Genomic DNA, 20199 nt, shown 5'->3' with positions numbered 1-20199 from the left:
GAAAAAACCGGAAAAAACCGGATTTGCCGACAGTCTTTTTTGTATAATTAAGATACCGTAATGAATTGAGGTGGATGAAGTGCTAACAAAAAATACACAGATGAATCGTGATCAAATAGAAATGATAGCTTTAGACCAACTTGTACCTGCAGATCATTTGGTTCGTAAAATCGACGCTGCTATTGATTTTTCATTTATCTATTCGCTTGTTCAAGACATGTATTCATCGGAAAGAGGTCGACCAAGTATTGATCCAGTTGTATTGATTAAAATGGCTTTCATCCAATATACCTTCGGTATTCGTTCCATGCGAAAAACTATAGAGGAAATCGAAACGAATCTGGCTTACCGTTGGTTTCTTGGATTTGGTTTTTATGATAAGGTACCTCACTTTTCAACGTTTGGGAAAAACTACGAGCGACGCTTTAAGGATACAGACTTATTTGAACAGATATTCTATCGCATTTTGAAAGAAGCTGCAGATAAGAAGCTGATAAGCAGTGAGCATGTCTTTATTGATTCTACTCATGTCAAAGCGAGTGCGAATAAGCATAAATTTGAGAAGAAAGTGGTTCGAAAAGAAACGAAAGCCTATCAAGCACGTCTACAAGATGAGATAAATGCTGATCGAGAAGCACATGGAAAAAAGCCATTTCCTCCAGATAAATTTGGGAAAGAAGAATATAAAGAAATAAAAGAAAGTACCACTGATCCGGAAAGTGGTTACTACGTAAAAGACGAGCGAACAAAACAGTTTGCTTACTCATTCCATGCTGCTGCGGATCGAAATGGCTTTGTTTTGGGGGCTATTGTAACGCCAGGGAATATTCATGACAGTTCCGTATTGGAGCCACTTCTTGAAAAAGTCATAGAAAAACATGGAAAACCGGTTGTAGTTGCTGCTGACGCTGGATATAAAACTCCCGCCGTTGCCCAATACATATTTGAAAATGATATGACCCCTGCTTTACCTTATACTCGCCCTCGTACAAAGGATGGTTATTTCAAAAAACATGAGTATGTTTACGATGAATACTACGATTGTTATCTTTGTCCGCAAGGACAAGTGTTAAAATATGCAACTACGACGAAGGAAGGCTATCGTCAATATTTTTCTGATCCAGTCCAGTGTAAAGATTGTCCATTCCTTTCGAAGTGCACCCAAAGTAAGGAGCATAAAAAACTGATTCAGCGACATGTATGGGAATTTTATTTAGAGGAAGCTGATCATCTTCGGCATACACAAGAGAATAAGAGCATTTATGCAAGACGGAAAGAAACCATTGAACGTGTTTTTGCTGATGCAAAGGAAAAGCATGGTATGCGTTGGACAACCTTAAGAGGTCTAAAAAAATTGTCCATGCAGGCGATGCTAACTTTTGCTGCAATGAATTTGAAAAAGATGGCTTGCTGGACATGGAAAAGTCCAGCAATAACATAAAATAGACCCCTGGAGGGGTCTATTCCAAACATTTGAAAGCATAAAAGTGACAAAAGGCATCCGAAAGCGCACATTCGGATGCCTTTTGTCTACACTCTGAAAGGATGTCCGTTTGACATCCTTTTTTATTTATGCGTTGACAGATAATTTTTTCATTAAGCGGGATTTAGTACGGCTTGCCGTATTTTTATGAATAATGCCTTTAGCCGCTGCTTTGTCGACGAGCTTCACCGCATTTTGGAGAAGTTCTTGAGCATTATCGGCATTGTTTACAGCCGCTGCTTCGAACTTTTTGATCGCTGTACGCATAGAAGATTTAAATTGTGCGTTTCTCGCTCTGTGTTCTTCATTTGTTTTTACACGTTTAATTGCAGACTTAATATTTGGCATCTCTGTCACCTCCTGTGAGCGATCGAGATTTTTATAGATACTCGACTTTCACTTTTCTTAAACAATAAGAACAAAAGTTATTCTATCAAACGAATGCCGATATTGCAATACTGGAATTGATAAAGCGAACTTTAAGCGAAGCTGATTTGCCAATGACGGAAAACATCTGTTCGTTTGTAATATCGAAGGAATGAAGCTTTGGCTAATGGGAAAAATAATCAAAACAGGTGGTTTCGGAAAGGGCTGATCATAGTGGAAAAAGAAAAAAACATCGATTATAGCGTATATGCCGTTCGAACGGATTTGGCGATAGAAGCGAAAGAAATGATTGAGGAGAAGGATAAAGAAAAATCAGAACTTAAGGGAGTCATTGTTCAAGAGCAGGACAAAAATGGCATCCACATTTCCTATGTGGAAATTACGGAGGAAGGCGAGAAAAAAATCGGGAAGAAAGCCGGTCATTATTTAACGATTGAAGCTCAAGGAATTCGGGAGCAAAACACGGAACTGCAAAAAGAAGTAACCGCCGTTTTTGCCAACGAATTCTCGCAGTTTTTGCAAAAAAATCATATTTCTAAAGATGCCAGCTGTTTAATAGTCGGCCTTGGAAATTGGAATGTCACCCCCGACTCGTTAGGGCCGATCGTTTGTGAGAATGTGCTAGTGACAAGGCACTTATTTCAATTTCAGCCTGAAGCGGTAGAAGAAGGGTATCGGGAAGTGAGTGCTCTTGCTCCAGGAGTCATGGGTCTGACGGGGCTTGAGACGAGCGACATTATTTACGGAGTGGTTGAAAAATCAAAACCTGATTTTATTATTGCGATTGATGCTCTGGCCTCAAGATCTATTGAACGTGTTAACGCTACGATTCAAATATCGGATACAGGCATCCAACCCGGTTCAGGTGTCGGAAACAAACGGAAAGAATTGAGCAAGCAAACCTTAGGAGTGCCGGTTATTGCCATTGGAGTGCCGACTGTTTTGGATGCAGTGTCGATTACGAGCGAAACGATTGATTTTATGCTTAAGCATTTCGGACGAGAAATGAAAGAAGGAGACCGGCCTTCTAAAGCACTTGCACCTGCCGGCTTTCTGTTCGGGAAGAAGAAAAAATTAACAGAGGAAGATCTTCCCGATGAGGAACCGCGAAAAATGTTTTTAGGGCTGATTGGCACTTTAAGTGAAGAAGAAAAAAGAAAGCTCATTCATGAAGTTCTGGCTCCACTTGGCCACAATTTAATGGTGACGCCAAAAGAAGTGGACGTGTTTATTCAGGATACTGCCAATATTATTGCTAATGGTCTGAACGCTGCTCTTCATAGTGCTATTGGACAGCATAACGCCGGTTTCTACACTCGCTGAAACCGGCTGCTTTTTTTGGGCAAAATCATCGAAAGCATCACGATTTTGCCAAAACGGGAAAGAGAAGTTCTACCTTTTCTATGAAAGTCATAGGTATATTACTAGACTGAAACGAAAGGGTGGAACGATGAAAAAAACAAACTCCCACTATATCCTGTCTATCGACATTGCGACTATCGTAAAAGCAGCTTTTACTTTTTTTGCCGCTCTTTTATCCGTTTTTTCTTTGGTGGGGATTTTAACAACGTTTCAAAATGAATACCGGCTATCCTCCAATTCTGTGAATAAGGCGACAAAAAATATATCGGGAGCGGTCCTATATCATCTATTTACGATGGAGAATAAGTTGTTTTTAAAAGAGGAACCAAAAGATATCCGCGTTCCTTCGCTGAATGAAGTGTTATTTCAATTTGCGACGAATATTAAAATGAAAGATCAGCGAAGTTTATTAGGCAGGGAAATCCCCGGATTTTCCATTTATGATGGTTATATCCTCGTAGCCGGAAAGGGGACAAACTATACGAACCTTCCGATTGAGTCGGAACCGCCAAAAGAAGTATTAAGCAAAGAGAAGGAGGCGCCTTTGAAAAACACGAAGGATCTCGAGACCGAAAAGAAACAGAATCCTCCTCTGTCGACTAACGAAAAACAAACCGTATATCTTTATTTTACCCACACCCATGAATCATACTTGCCATATTTGAACGGGGTGAATGATCCGGATGCTGCGCAAAATTCAAAACTAAATGTCACAAAAGTGGGAGAAATTTTAAAAAGCAAGCTTGAAGAGAAGGGAATTGGCACTTATGTGGATAAGACGGATATCGTCGATTTACTCAATAAACGTGGATGGGACTACGGATTGGCTTACCAAGAATCAAGGCAAGTTGTCGCTTCGGCCATGAAACGTCATCGAGATTTACAGTATTTTATCGATATTCACCGTGATTCTCAGCGGAAAAATGCAACCACCACTCGAATTCATGGAAAGAGCTATGCGAAAATCGCTTTTATTATCGGAGCTGAACATCCGAATTATGAAAAAAATGCTGCCCTTGCCACGGAGCTTCATAAACGATTAGAAAAAAAATATCCTGGGTTATCAAGAGGGGTTATCGTCAAGCAAGGCAAAAACACAAACGGAAAATTCAACCAAGATTTGTCGGACAAAGCATTTTTAATCGAGGTGGGAGGAGTGGATAATACAATGGATGAAATCACTAGAGCATGTGAAGCCTTTGCCGATGCCTTCAGCGATTATTATTGGCAAGCAGAAAAAGTGAATCAGTCCGGCGAAACTCAGCGTTCAAAACAGTAGAATTCATATGATCCACTGCTTTTAAAAGAAGAGGGTGCTATGACGCCCTCTTCTTTATGTAAAAACGTTCTTTCAAGCAGGAAAAAAGATACTTCTTCCACTAAGAGAGGGATAACCGCCGTGAATATCTCGAAACACATGAGTGATATCCGAACTAGCCGCATCAGCTAAAATCGGATAAATCCGTTTTAACAGCCAAATATATGAACGGATTGCGGAAGATTAGAAGACCGTTTTTGACAAGAAAGGTTTTCATTGAATCTTGGCAATCTGACTGCTATAATCGACAATAGTGTACGTGTGCCGATAAACAGGAGTGAATGAGTATGAAGCGGGAAGAAAAACTGAATAGACAGAAGCATATTCGCAATTTTTCCATTATCGCCCATATCGATCATGGAAAATCCACGCTTGCTGATCGCATTCTTGAAAAAACAAACGCCCTATCGGAACGGGAGATGAAAGATCAGCTGCTGGATACGATGGATTTAGAAAGAGAACGCGGCATTACGATCAAGCTGAATGCTGTTCAATTGAAGTATAAAGCGAAAGACGGAGAAGACTATATCTTTCATTTAATCGACACGCCTGGGCATGTCGATTTTACGTATGAAGTTTCGAGAAGCTTGGCAGCTTGCGAAGGAGCCATTCTCGTCGTGGATGCTGCCCAAGGCATTGAAGCTCAGACGCTTGCCAATGTCTATTTAGCCATTGATAATGATTTGGAAATTATCCCAGTCATCAATAAAATTGATTTGCCGGCCGCTGATCCGGAAAGAGTGCGCCAAGAAATCGAGGACGTCATTGGATTAGATGCTTCGGAAGCCGTGCTGGCATCAGCGAAAGCAGGTATCGGGATCGACGAGATACTGGAGCAGATTGTGGAAATGGTTCCGCCTCCGGAAGGGGATCCTGACGCCCCTTTGAAAGCGCTCATTTTCGATTCTTTATATGATCCGTATAAAGGGGTTATCGCCTATATTCGTGTAGTGGATGGATCGGTCAAAGTCGGGGACAAAATTAAAATGATGGCAACGGGAAAAGAGTTTGAGGTTACGGAAGTGGGTGTGTTAACTCCTAAGCCTGTCACTCGGGATGAATTAATGGTTGGAGATGTCGGCTATTTAACGGCCTCCATCAAAAATGTCGGTGATACAAGAGTCGGTGATACCATTACTTCGGCAGTCAACCCGGCTTCTGAACCGCTTCCCGGCTACCGGAAATTAAATCCGATGGTTTATTGCGGAATGTACCCTATCGACTCTGCTAAATTTAATGATCTTCGCGAAGCGCTTGAAAAATTACAATTGAACGATTCTGCTTTGCAATTTGAACCGGAAACGTCACAAGCGCTCGGTTTCGGTTTCCGCTGCGGTTTCTTAGGACTTTTGCATATGGAGATTATTCAAGAGCGGATTGAGCGTGAATTTAAAATTGATTTAATTACGACGGCGCCAAGCGTTATTTATAAAGTTCATACGACGGATGGGAAAGAAGTTCAAGTAGATAATCCGACCAATATGCCGGATCCTCAGAAGATCGATCGGATCGAAGAACCTTATGTTCGAGCCAGCATGATGGTCCCAAATGATTATGTCGGTGCTGTCATGGAACTGGCGCAAGCAAAGCGCGGTCAGTTTATCGATATGCAATATCTTGATGACACTCGCGTCAATGTTATATATGAAATTCCGCTTTCTGAAATTGTGTATGACTTTTTTGATCAGCTAAAGTCCAGTACAAAAGGGTACGCTTCTTTTGATTATGAACTTATTGGATACAAACCGTCGAAATTAGTGAAAATGGATATTTTGCTGAATGGGGAGAAAGTCGATGCCTTAAGCTTTATTGTCCATCGCGATTTTGCTTATGAGAGAGGAAAAGTGATTGTAGAAAAGCTGAAAGACTTAATCCCTAGACAACAATTTGAAGTTCCGGTACAAGCCGCGATCGGGAGCAAAATCATAGCCAGATCCACGATCAAAGCAATGCGGAAAAATGTATTGTCGAAGTGTTACGGAGGAGATGTTTCCCGAAAACGAAAACTGCTGGAAAAACAAAAAGAAGGAAAGAAACGGATGAAGCAAGTAGGGTCCGTTGAAGTACCGCAAGAAGCCTTCATGGCAGTATTAAAAATGGATGACTCTAAATGACAGCGACTGTATCATCAAGTTTCTTTGTAAATAGAAAACGAACGATCGAATGGGAAGGCGAAGTTCCGCTTTCCCTTTCTCGTTTTTTTTTCTTGGACCTATTTATAGATCAACTTCGTGTAAAGGACTTTGCTGATTGTGTACAAGGATCTTTTTAATAGGAAAGGGGTGAAGACTTCATGATCGAGTCTGCCTATATCCATATACCGTTTTGTAAACAAATTTGTTATTATTGCGATTTTAATAAGTTCTTTTTGAAAGGCCAGCCGGTTAAACGCTATTTGAAAGCGTTAAAAGAAGAGATGAGGATCACTCTTGAAGCATTTCCCACCCGAGAGCTGAAAACGATCTTTGTCGGAGGGGGGACTCCCACCGCGCTGGAAGCTGACCAGCTGGAAGAGCTTTGCAAAACGATCCGCGACATTCTTCCTTTCCAAAAAGGAGAATTTACCTTTGAAGCCAATCCGGATGACTTAACAAAAGAAAAATTGGCCATTCTACACCATTATGGCGTAAACCGACTGAGTTTAGGAGTTCAATCATTTGATGATGAATTGCTGAAAAGAATCGGCCGGACTCATACGGGCAAAGACGTCGTGAAAACAGTGGATATGGCAATCAAAGCAGGATTTGAAAATATCAGTATTGATCTAATGTATGCCCTTCCCGGACAAAAGAAAGAGGATTTTCAGTTGTCGCTGGAAAAAGCGCTTCAACTCGATCTTCCTCATTATTCAGCGTATTCTTTAATCATTGAACCGAAAACGGTTTATTACAATTTAATGAAAAAAGGGAGGCTGCCGCTGCCATCCGAGGATTTGGAAGCGGAAATGTATGATCTGCTGATGGATGAAATGGAACGGCATGGAATTCATCAATACGAAATCAGCAATTTTGCTAAAAAAGGCTATGAAAGCAAGCATAATCTTGTTTACTGGAATAATGGCGAATATTATGGGTTTGGCGCTGGGGCACATTCGTATGTGAATGGGAAGAGACGAGCTAATTACGGGCCGCTGAAAAAATATATGGCGCCGGTGGAAAACGGCCAGTTTCCTGTTATGGAAGAAATCAGTCTCAGCCAAGAAGAAAAGATGGAAGAAGAAATGTTTTTAGGATTGCGAAAAACAGAAGGAGTGTCAATGACTCGCTTTCATCATAAATTTGGGATAGAGCTTATGGAGATTTTCTCATCTCCTGCGAAAGAAATGGAAAACAAAGGACTAGTGGAAGTACAAGGAGATTTTATCCGTCTCACGAAAAAAGGAAGGTTTTTGGGAAATGAAGTGTTCCAAGCTTTTCTTGGCATTAGTTAAATGATTGACAGAGGAGTCCCCTTTTGATAAGTTATTTAATAGATTTAGCACTCGATAGAAGAGAGTGCTAACAGAGGTGATGTAAGGTGTTAACAGATCGCCAATTGCTGATTCTGCAAGCAATTATTGATGACTTTATTCGATCTGCACAACCTGTCGGCTCGCGCAGTTTATCCAAAAAAAGCGAAATCCATTTTAGTTCGGCCACCATTCGCAATGAAATGGCTGATTTGGAAGAATTGGGATTTCTTGAAAAAACGCATACTTCATCAGGGAGAATTCCGTCTGAAAAAGGGTATCGCTACTACGTTGATCATCTCCTTCATCCGGAGAAGCTCAATAAACAAGATATTATGATGATCCGCTCCATCTTCGCTGAAAGGATTTATGAAATGGAGAGGATCGTACAAAAGTCGGCGAAAATTTTATCAGAGCTGACCAATTATACAGCGATTGCGCTGGGGCCAAGATTAAAAGAGAACAAATTAAAAAGAATCCAAATTGTCCCTTTAAATAAGGAAACGGCGGTTGCCATCATTGTGACGGATACTGGACATGTGGAAAATCGGACCTTTACTCTCCCGAAAACGATCAGTTCAGGCGATATAGAAAAAATGGTCAATATTTTAAATGAACGTTTATTTGGCGTTCCGCTTGACAATTTGCAGGATCACATATATAAAGAAGTGGCAACGCTGCTTCGCCAGCATATATCTAATTATGACGATATTCTTCGCTCGCTGGTGAGGGCGGTAGAACTTCCAGCCGATGAAAAATTATTTTTCGGCGGGAAGACCAATATGTTGAATCAGCCTGAATTTCATGATATCGAGAAAATTCGGTTATTACTGGATATGATTGAACAAGAGAAAGGCATTGCCCGTTTGTTGAACCAAATTCCAATCGGCATTCAAGTGAAAATTGGAAGAGAAAACAAAAATTTGGCCATGAAAGATTGCAGTCTCATCACGGCTTCCTATTCTATAGGAGATAAACATGTGGGAACCATTGCCGTTTTAGGTCCGACTCGTATGGAATATTCAAGAGTCATTAGTCTGCTCCAGTTTTTTAGCGATAGTTTGAGTAATGTATTGACAAAATTGTATCAAAATTAAACATGGTGGAAATATTGAGGAGTGTTGATAGCGGGCGGTGACCGGCTTTTAGGCTGGCTGCTCTCTTTTTCTTTGTCTTTCCACTTTCCGCCATTTTAAGGAGGTGAATCCATTGACAGAAGAAAAAAAACAATCGATGGATGAGACAGAGCAAGAATCAAAAGAGAAAGAAAACGAAGAACTTCAGTCTGAAACTGAGAATAAACCGGAACTTTCTGAACAAGTAGCTGAATCCGAGGAACAATCGGAAGAATCTCCAGAAAATGGGGAGAATGTTCAAGAAGAAAATCAAACAGATATCGAAAAGCAAAATCAAAAAATTAAAGAATTGGAGACTAAACTGGAGGAAGCAGAGAATCGTTATTTGCGATTGTTGGCGGACTTCGAAAATTATCGCCGGCGTGTGAATATCGAAAAGCAAGCCAGCGAAAAGTATCGAGCCCAAAGCTTAATCTCTGACCTTCTTCCCGTTCTGGACAATTTTGAACGAGCATTGCAAGTAACGGTCTCTGATGAGCAAGCCAAATCTCTTCTTCAAGGAATGAAGATGGTTTACAATGGTGTTTTGGAAGCCTTAAAAAAAGAAGGACTTGAAGAAATTGAAGCGGCTGGAAAAGAGTTTGATCCAAATATTCATCAAGCCGTCATGGTGGCTAACGATGAAACGGTTGGTCCTAACATCGTAGTGGAAGAACTTCAAAAAGGCTATAAATTAAAAGACCGTGTGATACGTCCTGCGATGGTGAAAGTAAATCAATAGGACGGAAAGTTTTACATAACAAGTTAGGAGGTATGAGACATGAGCAAGATCATTGGGATTGATTTAGGAACTACAAACTCTTGTGTTGCCGTTCTTGAAGGCGGTGAACCGAAAGTAATTCCCAATCCAGAAGGAAACCGTACAACTCCTTCGGTTGTAGCCTTTAAAAATGGGGAAAGACAAGTAGGGGAAGTGGCAAAACGTCAAGCCATTACCAACCCGAATACCATTATTTCCATTAAACGTCATATGGGAACGGACTATAAAGTGGAAATTGAAGGAAAACAATATACTCCACAAGAAATTTCTGCAATGATTTTACAATACTTAAAATCTTATGCAGAAGACTATTTGGGAGAAAAAGTAGATAAAGCGGTTATTACTGTACCTGCTTATTTTAATGACGCACAACGTCAAGCCACAAAAGATGCCGGTAAAATTGCCGGTTTGGAAGTCGAACGGATCATCAACGAACCAACTGCGGCTGCTCTTGCTTATGGATTAGACAAAATGGAAGATGATCAAACAATTTTAGTATACGACCTTGGTGGAGGAACGTTTGACGTCTCCATTCTTGAATTGGGCGACGGCGTGTTTGAAGTGCGCGCTACTGCCGGAGATAACCATCTTGGCGGCGATGATTTTGACCAAGTGATTATTGACTACTTAGTGGAAGAATTCAAAAAAGAAAACGGAATTGATTTGTCAAAAGACAAAATGGCTATGCAACGTTTAAAAGATGCTGCCGAAAAAGCGAAAAAAGATCTTTCCGGTGTAACGACGACACAAATCTCTTTGCCGTTCATTACAGCAGGAGAATCAGGACCTCTTCATTTGGAAATGACCTTGACGCGTGCTAAATTTGACGAACTCTCCGCGCACCTGGTAGAACGTACAATGGGACCGACGCGTCAAGCACTTCAAGATGCCGGTTTAACTCCTGCTGATATCGACAAAGTTATACTTGTCGGGGGATCTACTCGTATACCGGCGGTTCAAGAAGCCATTCGCAAAGAAATTGGAAAAGAACCGCATAAAGGGGTCAATCCGGATGAAGTAGTGGCCATGGGTGCTGCTATTCAAGGAGGAGTTTTGACAGGCGATGTGAGAGACGTTGTATTGCTGGACGTTACTCCGCTTTCACTCGGAATTGAAACGATGGGCGGCGTGTTCACGAAATTGATCGAACGCAATACCACGATTCCGACATCGAAGTCGCAAATTTTCTCCACTGCAGCTGATAACCAAACGGCTGTGGATATTCACGTTCTTCAAGGAGAACGCCCGATGGCTGCGGATAACAAAACACTTGGCCGCTTCCAATTAACGGATATTCCACCTGCTCCAAGAGGAGTACCGCAAATTGAAGTGACTTTCGATATCGACAAAAACGGAATCGTTAACGTTAGTGCGAAAGATTTAGGAACTGGAAAAGAGCAAAAAATTACGATTAAATCGTCCTCTGGATTGTCCGAAGAAGAAATTCAACGCATGGTCAAAGAAGCAGAGGAAAATGCGGAAGCTGATAGAAAACGCAAAGAAGAAGCAGAACTTCGCAACGAAGCTGACCAGCTCGTCTTTACGGTTGACAAGACTTTGAAAGAGCTGGAAGGAAAAGTGGATGCCGGCGAAGTGAAAAAAGCGGAAGAAGCTAGAGATGCCTTGAAAGCCGCCATTGAAAAAAATAATTTGGAAGAAATTCGCCAAAAGAAAGAGGCTCTTCAAGAAATCGTTCAAAACCTCTCCATCAAACTTTATGAAAATGCAGCCCAACAAGCACAATCTCAACAAGGAAATGACAGCAAGAAAAAAGATGACAATGTAGTGGATGCGGAATTCGAAGAAATGAACGACGACAAGAAATAATGGCCGTTTGAGGAAAAGAAAAAAGTCAAAGTCAGGTGTTCTTCATGGCTTTGGCTTTTTTCTTCATTGGCATCAAACATTTCCTTTCACCGCAGCTAACGATTTCATTGCATAACGGCTGGATTCAATGATAAAATATTCTTTATGTGAGATGCGGGAGTGTTCTAGGTATGAGTAAAAGAGATTATTATGAAGTTTTAGGCGTGAGTAAAAACGCTTCAAAAGATGAAATTAAAAGAGCATATCGAAAACTTTCAAAGAAATACCACCCGGATATCAATAAAGAACCTGGCGCCGAAGAAAAGTTTAAAGAAGTGAAAGAGGCATATGAAGTTTTAAGCGATGATCAAAAACGCGCCCGCTATGACCAATTTGGACATGAGGATCCAAGTCAAAATCAAGGCTTTGGCGGAGGATTCAGCGGTTTTGATGGTTTTGGCGGCTTTGAAGACATTTTCAATACATTTTTTGGCGGGGGCGGTTCAAGAAGAAGAAATCCGAATGCTCCAAGAGCAGGAGCCGATCTGCAATATTCCATGAGCATTTCGTTTGAAGAGGCCGTTTTTGGAAAAGAAACCGATATTCAAATTCCAAAGGAAGAAACATGCGATACTTGCGGCGGTTCCGGAGCAAAGCCGGGAACGAAACCGGAAACTTGTCCACATTGCCACGGAACCGGGCAAATCAGCACGGAGCAAAATACGCCATTTGGACGCATTGTCAACCGACGGGTATGTACGCATTGTGATGGCACTGGTCAAATCATTCGAGAAAAATGTTCGACTTGCGGCGGAACCGGTAAAGTGAGAAAAAGACGTCGCATTCATATTAAAATACCGGCTGGAATCGACGATGGACAACAACTGCGTGTGGCCGGTCAAGGAGAACCTGGGGTTAACGGGGGTCCTCCTGGAGATTTGTACATTGTATTCCATGTAAAGCCTCATGAGTTTTTCGAGCGGGACGGAGACGATATTTATTGTGAAATGCCACTTACCTTTGCCCAAGCGGCATTGGGAGACGAGATAGAAGTCCCTACCCTTCATGGCAAGGTGAAATTGAAAATTCCTGCCGGCACACAAACAGGAACAAAATTCCGCCTGCGCGGAAAAGGGGCTCCGAATGTGCACGGCTATGGAGTCGGAGACCAGCATATCATTGTGAAAGTCGTAACGCCAACGAAGCTCACCGAAAAACAAAAACAATTATTGCGTGAATTTGCGGAGATTGGCGGTTCCATTCCAGATGAACAACACGAATCGTTGTTTGATAAGGTGAAAAGGGCAATTAAACGCGATTAATAAGAAACGGAGCAAAGCAAAACATGAAATGGTCGGAAATCAGTATCCATACAACAAACGAAGCAATTGAACCTATTTCAAACATTTTGCACGAAGCTGGGGCAAGCGGTGTTGTGATTGAAGATCCTTATGAGTTGAAAAAAGAAAGGGAAGATCAATTCGGGGAAATTTATCAACTAAATCCTGATGATTATCCTGAAGAAGGGGTTATTATTAAAGCCTATCTTCCCATTAACAGTTTCCTTGGCGAAACGGTAGAAGAGATCAAGCAAGCAATCAACAATCTTGTCTTATTCGACATTGATATCGGAGAAAATAAGGTTACGATCAGCGAAGTGCATGAAGAAGAATGGGCGACGGCTTGGAAAAAATATTACAATCCTGTCAAAGTATCCGAGAAATTCACGATTGTACCGACATGGGAGGAATACAAGCCCGTTTCGACCGATGAACTGATCATTGAATTAGATCCGGGAATGGCGTTTGGAACCGGCACCCATCCAACGACGGTTATGTGCTTGCAGGCGTTGGAGAAGATCGTCAAACCGGGGGATAGAGTGATCGATGTCGGTACTGGTTCCGGGGTATTGAGCATCGGTGCTGCCTTATTGGGAGCCGAAAAAGTGATGGCCTTCGATTTAGATGAGGTGGCCGTTCGGGCCGCAAGGTTAAATACGAAATTAAATAAAGTCCAAGACGTCGTAACAGTGCAGCAAAATAATTTATTGGATGGGGTCTCCGAACAAGCTGACGTTGTCGTAGCCAACATATTGGCGGAAGTGATTGTAAGATTTGCGGAGGATGCTGCAAAGGTTGTCAAACCAGGGGGATATTTTATTACTTCAGGCATTATTCAGAAAAAACGTCAAGAAGTGATAGAGGTCCTTACAAACTGCGGATTTAAGATAGAAGAAACGATGTTGATGGAAGACTGGGTGGCGATCATCGCCAAACGAATGTAGAGATTGGATGGTGACAGCGTGCAGCGCTACTTTATTCACGAACCAATAAAGGATGATCAGTCATTTAGAATAAAAGGCGAAGATTTTCATCATTTGTCGCGGGTTATGAGAATGAAAGCCGGAGACCATTTTTATGCTGTTTTTTCTGATCGCCAAAACCAAACGGCGTTGGCGGTTTTGGACGAAATTTCTAGCGACTGTGCCCGGGCCACGGTAGTAAAATGGATCCGTGATGAAAAGGAGTTGCCGATCCAAGTGACGGTGGCCAGCGGATTGCCAAAAGGAGATAAACTAGAGCTGATCATTCAAAAAGGAACGGAACTTGGAGCTTCTTCTTTTTTGCCTTTTATGGCAGAGCGCTCCATCGTAAAATGGGATGAAAAGAAGATGCACAAAAAAGTAGTCCGCTGGGAAAAAATTGCGAAAGAAGCGGCGGAACAATCTCAGCGAACCGTCATTCCGGAAATATACGAGCCCGTTTCGATTGAAAAGTTATGTGAAATGGCTGACCGCTATACTTGGAAATTATTTGCCTATGAAGAAGCGGCAAAAGAAGGAGAGCATCGGCAATTTTATGAAACGTTGAAAAATGTAAAGCAAAAAGACACCCTGTTGATCGCATTTGGGCCGGAAGGAGGCTTTTCCCAAGAAGAAGCTTCCTTATTGTCTGAAAAAGGGTTTATTCCGTGCGGCTTAGGGCCAAGAATATTACGGACGGAAACGGCTCCTCTTTATGCTTTATCCGCGATTTCCTATCATTTTGAATTAATGAGGTGATTTACATGCCGACAGTGGCATTCCATACATTAGGATGTAAAGTAAACCACTATGAAACAGAGGCCATTTGGCAGCTGTTTAAAGGTGCAGGCTATGAACGGGTTGATTTTGATTCTATTTCGGATATTTATGTGATTAATACTTGCACGGTGACCAATACAGGCGATAAAAAAAGCCGTCAAGTCATCCGGCGTGCTGTTCGAAAAAATCCTGACGCTGTTATTTGTGTCACGGGCTGCTATGCGCAAACATCGCCTGCGGAAGTTTTGGAAATTCCGGGAGTCGATATTGTCATCGGCACTCAAGATCGGACGAAAATTCTTGATTTTGTTGAGAAGTATCAAAAGGAACGGCAGCCAATCAACGCTGTCAAAAACATTATGAAAAACCGAGTGTTTGAAGAAATGGACGTTCCGGCCTTTACGGATCGCACAAGAGCTTCTTTAAAAATTCAAGAAGGCTGCAATAATTTTTGCACATTCTGCATTATTCCATGGGCTAGGGGACTTATGCGTTCACGCGATCCGAAAGAAGTCATTCGCCAAGCGCAACAGCTTGTCGATGCCGGCTACAAAGAAATTGTTCTTACCGGAATTCATACAGGCGGATATGGGACTGATATGAAAGATTACAATCTGGCTATGCTATTAAGAGACATAGAAGAACAAGTTCATGGGCTGAAGCGCCTGCGTATTTCTTCTATTGAAGCGAGCCAGCTCACGGATGAAGTAATTGATGTAATCGACCGCTCCAACATCGTCGTTCGTCACTTACATATTCCGTTGCAATCGGGTTCTAACACTGTGTTGAAAAGAATGCGCCGCAAATATACGATGGAGTTTTTTGCGGAACGGTTAAATCGACTGCGCGAAGCGCTTCCGGGATTAGCTGTCACGTCCGATGTGATTGTGGGCTTTCCGGGAGAAACAGAAGAAGAATTTATGGAAACCTATAACTTTGTAAAAGAACATAAATTCGCAGAGCTCCACGTATTCCCGTATTCTAAAAGAACGGGAACACCGGCAGCCAGAATGGAAAATCAAATTGACGAAGAAGTCAAAAATGAACGGGTTCACCGTCTCATTACGCTTTCCGATCAATTGGCAAAAGAGTACGCTTCTCAGTTCGAAGGGGAAGTGCTGGAAGTGATACCGGAAGAACGTTATAAAGAAGACCCAGAAAGCGGGCTGTACGAAGGATATACCGATAATTACTTAAAGGTAGTGTTCCCTGCTTCAGAAGACATGGTAGGAAAGCTTGTCAAAGTGAAGATTACAAAAGCCGGCTATCCATACAACGAAGCACAGTTTGTCCGCGTCCTTGATGACGATGTTCCCGCTGGAAAAGCTGCGCGTTTAGCGTAAAAGAAAGGAGAATGCACTAGAGGCATTCTCTTTTGCTTTTATACAAGTTCCGTCGTATCCTGCCTTTGTTATACATGGATCGTCTCATTGTTCTGTTCTTTTTTGGGACGCGACAAGAAACTGTGCAAAAGCATGCCGATAACGACAAAACTGATTCCCAGCCAAGACAGGGGAGAAGGAAGAGGAGCGGATAATACGATCATTTCACCGATTATGGCGAACAACACTTCCGATGACTGGGTTGCTTCCACAGCGCACAATTTTTGCATGTTTCCTTTTACCATATCAGTAGCCGCAAAAAACATAACGGTTGCGATCACTCCGGAAAATATAGCCACCCAACCAGTTTGAATGATCTGTCCGAGGCTGGGGGGTCCGATCACAGCTGCTCCGTACAACGAAAGGACGATCCAAAAAGGAAGGCTCGCGATCGTCATGCCAAGTACACGTTGATAAGCGTCTAAGCGATGAGAAACGGCCGCCATCATTTTCCGATTCCCGAGCGGATAAGCAAAGGAAGCCAACATAACGGGGAAGATGCACAGCACAGCGTCGGCAGCTGAAATTCGAGCAGCGTGTTCGAATTGTATAAAAGCCACCCCTAACAGAATGAAGCTAGACATGGCCAGACCACGGGTGGGAATGTGTCCTCGCAGCTTGAGGGGGCCTCGTGCGGTTTGGACGGTTTCGTAAAAAAACGGTGCAAGAAGTGAACCCGAAATGATGGTTATTTGCCAAGTAGCGGCAATCAGCCAACCAGGACCATAGGCAGCGGCAAAACACAAAGGCGCATAAAATAGGCCAAAGCCAACCGTACTCCATAACAGCCATTCATAAGGCTTTTTTTTCATTTCTTGCCAAAGAGTTTTAAGACCCTTGCGGAAAGCAACGATCACCATCATGGGAGGAACCATAAAAAAATAGCGCAAAGAAGCGCTCCATATCCAGCTTCCGCCTTCTAAATCCATCATCCGGTTGAATAGGAATGTAAACGCAAAAAAGAAAGCGGCTAAAACCCCTAACAGAATCGGACGCATACCCATCGTCCTCCTTTCGGAAAAGAGTGAATATTCTTACAAAATGTTTCGGTTTTATCCGCTGAAAAAACTTATGGTCTAAATTTGATCCATTTTGAACCATTTGGATAAATTGAACGCAACAAACTACTCGAAGATTATTTTACTCCGTGCAGTTTGTCTATGTAACCAATTTTTTAGAAAAAAGAGATTGGAATCATTCAATTCTGTTTCTCCAGCCATGGAATGGTGGCTGTAGAAACATTTTGTCTAAGGCATCCATTTCCTCATGAGGAGAGAATTGTTGACCTAAAGACAAGCATATATTATAATGTCATAGTACATGTTATGGTCATAAACCAATATGTAATCGTACTGTGTTCGGAGGGAGGGGAAGAGAGATGTCAAAAACGATTGTTCGCAAAAATGAATCGCTTGAAGATGCTCTTCGTCGTTTTAAACGTCAAGTATCTAAAACAGGTACTTTACAAGAGTACAGAAAACGCGAATTTTATGAAAAGCCAAGCGTAAGACGCAAGAAAAAGTCTGAAGCGGCCAGAAAACGCAAGTATTAAGAGAGGGTGTAGTCATTGAGTCTTCTCGAACGTTTAAATCACGACATGAAACAAGCGATGAAGAATAGGGAAAAAGAAAAGCTTTCTGTCATTCGCATGCTGAAAGCTGCTCTTCAAAACGAAGCGATCAAGCTTGGAAAAAGTGAGTTGGCAGAAGACGAAGAGTTGACAGTCCTTTCTCGCGAAGTAAAACAACGGAAAGACTCCCTCCAAGAATTTCAGAATGCAGGTCGTGAAGATCTTGTTGAGAAAATTCAAACTGAACTGACTTACGTGAGTGAATATATGCCTAAACCATTAACAGAAGATGAACTTGAGCAAATTGTTACGGAAACAATTGCTGAAGTGAATGCTTCTTCAAAAGCTGATTTGGGAAAAGTAATGAGCGCCATAATGCCAAAAGTAAAGGGGAAGGCAGATGGCTCTCTTGTCAATAAGCTAGTTCAGAAACATTTATCGTAAATAAAAAAGAGAGGCGAGGACGATCGCCTCTCTTTTTTTGTGGGCGAATTTTGAGCGTTTAACCTCCTTTTTCTGATCCATTTTCATATATAAATGAAAAATCATTCGAAACTTTTTTCGGTATTAGGCGTAAATAAGATAACGGGAATGGTGGAGGTGTAAGCGATCGCGAGAATATCATTTTTATTCGTACTTTGTTTACTGTTGCTGCCTGTAGAAGTGTGTGCCAATCAATCGGAATCCACTCTTCAACAAGGGAAATCGTTTACCGGAGAGAAGAGTGTTTTGGTGTTTGAAAAGGAGAAGGGAATGACGAATGAAGTTCATGAAAGCTTTGCAGTGAAGTGGAGCCGTATTCTGACCCATCCAGCCATGGTGACCATTTTATTGAGCATTGCCAGTTTGGCATTCGTCATGGAACTTTTTACTCCTAGATTTGGAATTGTCGGAATTATAGGTATATTGGCTCTTGCGTTTTTTTTCTGGGCACATATTACTGCTGGTACGGCCGGGTATGAAGCCGTTGCATTCTTTTTAGTGGGTGTTGTTCTTTTAACCGCTGAATTATTTTTACCGGGCGGAATAGCCGGAATATTAGGGCTTTCCGCCATGATCGTAAGCATTTTGACGGTTGGAGATAATCGATTATGGATGGGGATTTCACTGTTGATCGCCATCGGGGTTGCCGTGACGGGGATGATCGTCATGAGAAGAGTGTTTCACCAAAAAATGAAGCTTTTTCAAAGGATGGTCCTGACCGATTCCACAGATTCAGAAAAAGGCTATGTTTCCCATGTGAATCGATATGATTTGATCGGAAAAACAGGTGTTTCGGTTACTCCTCTTCGTCCATCCGGGACTATTCTGATAGATGAGGAACGAATCGATGCGATTACGGAAGGAAATTATATTGCGAAAGATAAAAAAATTCAGGTAGTAAAAGTGGAAGGCGTTCGTATTATTGTAAGAGAAGTAAAACAATAAAAGGCAGGAGGAATAGGAATGGATCCAGGAATGATGTTTGTTCTTATCCTGATTGTGATTGGACTTATTTTATTAGCCATACTTTTGACCATTGTTCCGGTTATGCTTTGGATTTCGGCATTGGCGGCCGGAGTCAGAGTCAGCATTTTCACATTGATTGGGATGAGGCTTAGAAGGGTGATTCCAAGCCGTGTCATCAATCCGTTAATTAAAGCGTCGAAAGCCGGCTTACACGTAACAACCAACCAGTTGGAAAGCCATTATTTAGCAGGCGGGAATGTCGATCGTGTCGTCAACGCTTTGATCGCAGCGCACCGGGCGAATATCGAACTTTCCTTCGAACGCGCCGCTGCGATTGATCTTGCCGGCCGTGACGTCTTGCAGGCAGTGCAAATGAGCGTCAATCCAAAAGTCATTGAAACTCCTTTTATTGCTGGTGTAGCGATGAACGGGATAGAAGTCAAAGCGAAAGCTCGAATTACGGTAAGAGCCAATATTGACCGCCTTGTCGGGGGAGCGGGGGAAGAAACGGTTATTGCCCGTGTCGGGGAAGGAATTGTTTCGACGATCGGTTCAGCTGATGACCATAAAAAAATATTAGAAAACCCGGATATGATTTCGCAGACAGTACTTGCGAAGGGGCTTGATTCTGGAACTGCATTTGAAATTCTTTCGATCGATATTGCCGATGTGGACGTTGGAAAAAATATAGGGGCCGAACTGCAAACAGAACAGGCGGAAGCAGATAAACAAATTGCTCAGGCTAAAGCGGAGGAACGTCGCGCCATTGCTGTGGCGACCGAACAAGAAATGAAAGCTAAAGTTCAAGAAATGAGAGCGAAAGTTGTAGAGGCAGAAGCAGAAGTGCCGTTGGCCACTGCGGAGGCTCTTAGAAAAGGAAATCTAGGCGTTTTGGATTATTTCAATCTTCGTAATATCGTAGCTGATACAGGGATGAGAGAATCAATCGGCAAACTGACTGGGGATTCAAAAGAGAATGATACACGAAAAGCGTAGAAGATGAAAGGAGAATCGCG

General features: G+C 42.2%; 18 protein-coding genes. 16 read left to right on the top strand and 2 right to left on the bottom strand.

The window, feature by feature from the left end; all coding sequences use genetic code 11:
• Nucleotides 1-79: 79 nt before the first annotated feature.
• Nucleotides 80-1441 (top strand): IS1182 family transposase, encoded by a 1362-nt coding sequence (locus BSM4216_RS10810; protein WP_048622333.1) that lies wholly within the window; start codon nucleotides 80-82, stop codon nucleotides 1439-1441.
• A gap of 129 nt (nucleotides 1442-1570) precedes the next feature.
• Here BSM4216_RS10810 and rpsT read toward each other — a convergent pair whose 3' ends face one another.
• Nucleotides 1571-1831 carry a 30S ribosomal protein S20 gene (gene rpsT, locus BSM4216_RS10805; protein ID WP_003355423.1) on the bottom strand — a complete coding sequence of 87 codons (261 nt, stop codon included), beginning with the start codon at nucleotides 1829-1831 and terminating at the stop codon, nucleotides 1571-1573.
• A 252-nt stretch (nucleotides 1832-2083) separates the two neighbouring features.
• On the opposite strand from rpsT, the gene gpr reads away from it, so the two are divergent.
• From gpr to mtaB, 11 genes are all read left to right on the top strand, one after another.
• Nucleotides 2084-3193 carry a GPR endopeptidase gene (gpr, locus tag BSM4216_RS10800; protein WP_048624500.1) on the top strand — a complete coding sequence of 370 codons (1110 nt, stop codon included), beginning with the start codon at nucleotides 2084-2086 and terminating at the stop codon, nucleotides 3191-3193.
• Between the two features lie 127 nt (nucleotides 3194-3320).
• Nucleotides 3321-4511: a stage II sporulation protein P gene (gene spoIIP / locus BSM4216_RS10795; protein WP_003355421.1), complete on the top strand. Its 1191-nt coding sequence runs from the start codon at nucleotides 3321-3323 to the stop codon at nucleotides 4509-4511.
• A 326-nt stretch (nucleotides 4512-4837) separates the two neighbouring features.
• A complete protein-coding gene (gene lepA, locus BSM4216_RS10790; protein WP_003355420.1) occupies nucleotides 4838-6664 on the top strand; it encodes a translation elongation factor 4 in 1827 nt (608 codons plus the stop codon).
• Between the two features lie 179 nt (nucleotides 6665-6843).
• Nucleotides 6844-7980: a radical SAM family heme chaperone HemW gene (gene hemW / locus BSM4216_RS10785; RefSeq protein WP_048623718.1), complete on the top strand. Its 1137-nt coding sequence runs from the start codon at nucleotides 6844-6846 to the stop codon at nucleotides 7978-7980.
• A gap of 86 nt (nucleotides 7981-8066) precedes the next feature.
• Entirely contained in the window at nucleotides 8067-9095 is a 1029-nt protein-coding gene (gene hrcA / locus BSM4216_RS10780; protein ID WP_048623717.1) for a heat-inducible transcriptional repressor HrcA, read from the top strand.
• Between the two features lie 136 nt (nucleotides 9096-9231).
• Nucleotides 9232-9855 carry a nucleotide exchange factor GrpE gene (gene grpE / locus BSM4216_RS10775; protein ID WP_048624499.1) on the top strand — a complete coding sequence of 208 codons (624 nt, stop codon included), beginning with the start codon at nucleotides 9232-9234 and terminating at the stop codon, nucleotides 9853-9855.
• A 39-nt stretch (nucleotides 9856-9894) separates the two neighbouring features.
• Nucleotides 9895-11721: a molecular chaperone DnaK gene (dnaK, locus tag BSM4216_RS10770; RefSeq protein WP_048623716.1), complete on the top strand. Its 1827-nt coding sequence runs from the start codon at nucleotides 9895-9897 to the stop codon at nucleotides 11719-11721.
• Nucleotides 11722-11891: 170 nt separating this feature from the next.
• Entirely contained in the window at nucleotides 11892-13022 is a 1131-nt protein-coding gene (gene dnaJ / locus BSM4216_RS10765; RefSeq protein WP_003355414.1) for a molecular chaperone DnaJ, read from the top strand.
• A gap of 23 nt (nucleotides 13023-13045) precedes the next feature.
• Nucleotides 13046-13984, top strand: coding sequence for a 50S ribosomal protein L11 methyltransferase (gene prmA / locus BSM4216_RS10760; protein ID WP_048623715.1), 939 nt, complete (start codon nucleotides 13046-13048; stop codon nucleotides 13982-13984).
• Between the two features lie 18 nt (nucleotides 13985-14002).
• Complete coding sequence (locus BSM4216_RS10755) at nucleotides 14003-14761, top strand: 16S rRNA (uracil(1498)-N(3))-methyltransferase (RefSeq protein ID WP_003355412.1); 759 nt, start codon at nucleotides 14003-14005, stop codon at nucleotides 14759-14761.
• Nucleotides 14762-14766: 5 nt separating this feature from the next.
• The gene (mtaB, locus tag BSM4216_RS10750; protein ID WP_003355410.1) at nucleotides 14767-16125 is read left to right on the top strand and encodes a tRNA (N(6)-L-threonylcarbamoyladenosine(37)-C(2))-methylthiotransferase MtaB; all 1359 of its coding nucleotides are present in this window, start codon (nucleotides 14767-14769) and stop codon (nucleotides 16123-16125) included.
• 68 nt (nucleotides 16126-16193) lie between these two features.
• Here mtaB and BSM4216_RS10745 read toward each other — a convergent pair whose 3' ends face one another.
• Nucleotides 16194-17162 (bottom strand): DMT family transporter, encoded by a 969-nt coding sequence (locus BSM4216_RS10745; RefSeq protein ID WP_048623714.1) that lies wholly within the window; start codon nucleotides 17160-17162, stop codon nucleotides 16194-16196.
• A gap of 380 nt (nucleotides 17163-17542) precedes the next feature.
• Here BSM4216_RS10745 and rpsU point away from each other — a divergent pair, with 380 nt between their 5' ends.
• The 4 genes from rpsU to floA all read left to right on the top strand — a co-directional run bounded on the left by rpsU (nucleotide 17543) and on the right by floA (nucleotide 20179).
• The gene (gene rpsU / locus BSM4216_RS10740) at nucleotides 17543-17716 is read left to right on the top strand and encodes a 30S ribosomal protein S21 (protein ID WP_003355405.1); all 174 of its coding nucleotides are present in this window, start codon (nucleotides 17543-17545) and stop codon (nucleotides 17714-17716) included.
• Between the two features lie 15 nt (nucleotides 17717-17731).
• Entirely contained in the window at nucleotides 17732-18178 is a 447-nt protein-coding gene (locus BSM4216_RS10735; RefSeq protein ID WP_003355404.1) for a GatB/YqeY domain-containing protein, read from the top strand.
• 309 nt (nucleotides 18179-18487) lie between these two features.
• The gene (locus BSM4216_RS10730; protein ID WP_003355403.1) at nucleotides 18488-19162 is read left to right on the top strand and encodes an NfeD family protein; all 675 of its coding nucleotides are present in this window, start codon (nucleotides 18488-18490) and stop codon (nucleotides 19160-19162) included.
• An 18-nt stretch (nucleotides 19163-19180) separates the two neighbouring features.
• A complete protein-coding gene (gene floA / locus BSM4216_RS10725) occupies nucleotides 19181-20179 on the top strand; it encodes a flotillin-like protein FloA (RefSeq protein ID WP_048623713.1) in 999 nt (332 codons plus the stop codon).
• Nucleotides 20180-20199: the final 20 nt, after the last annotated feature.

Source organism: Bacillus smithii (genome assembly GCF_001050115.1).
In the GTDB taxonomy this organism is placed as follows: Bacteria; Bacillota; Bacilli; order Bacillales; family DSM-4216; genus Bacillus_O; species Bacillus_O smithii.
Note: the sequence above shows the minus strand (reverse complement) of the source record. Positions and strands in the feature narration are given on the sequence as shown.

Bases quoted from the DNA above. Each gene is read 5' to 3' on its own strand.
- dnaK (WP_048623716.1), top strand. From the start codon at position 9,895: ATGAGCAAGATCATTGGGATTGATTTAGGAACTACAAACTCTTGTGTT.
- grpE (WP_048624499.1), top strand. From the start codon at position 9,232: ATGGATGAGACAGAGCAAGAATCAAAAGAGAAAGAAAACGAAGAACTT.
- spoIIP (WP_003355421.1), top strand. From the start codon at position 3,321: ATGAAAAAAACAAACTCCCACTATATCCTGTCTATCGACATTGCGACT.
- dnaJ (WP_003355414.1), top strand. From the start codon at position 11,892: ATGAGTAAAAGAGATTATTATGAAGTTTTAGGCGTGAGTAAAAACGCT.
- rpsT (WP_003355423.1), bottom strand. From the start codon at position 1,831: ATGCCAAATATTAAGTCTGCAATTAAACGTGTAAAAACAAATGAAGAA.
- rpsU (WP_003355405.1), top strand. From the start codon at position 17,543: ATGTCAAAAACGATTGTTCGCAAAAATGAATCGCTTGAAGATGCTCTT.
- lepA (WP_003355420.1), top strand. From the start codon at position 4,838: ATGAAGCGGGAAGAAAAACTGAATAGACAGAAGCATATTCGCAATTTT.
- hemW (WP_048623718.1), top strand. From the start codon at position 6,844: ATGATCGAGTCTGCCTATATCCATATACCGTTTTGTAAACAAATTTGT.
- BSM4216_RS10730 (WP_003355403.1), top strand. From the start codon at position 18,488: ATGACGAATGAAGTTCATGAAAGCTTTGCAGTGAAGTGGAGCCGTATT.
- BSM4216_RS10745 (WP_048623714.1), bottom strand. From the start codon at position 17,162: ATGCGTCCGATTCTGTTAGGGGTTTTAGCCGCTTTCTTTTTTGCGTTT.
- prmA (WP_048623715.1), top strand. From the start codon at position 13,046: ATGAAATGGTCGGAAATCAGTATCCATACAACAAACGAAGCAATTGAA.
- floA (WP_048623713.1), top strand. From the start codon at position 19,181: ATGGATCCAGGAATGATGTTTGTTCTTATCCTGATTGTGATTGGACTT.
- mtaB (WP_003355410.1), top strand. From the start codon at position 14,767: ATGCCGACAGTGGCATTCCATACATTAGGATGTAAAGTAAACCACTAT.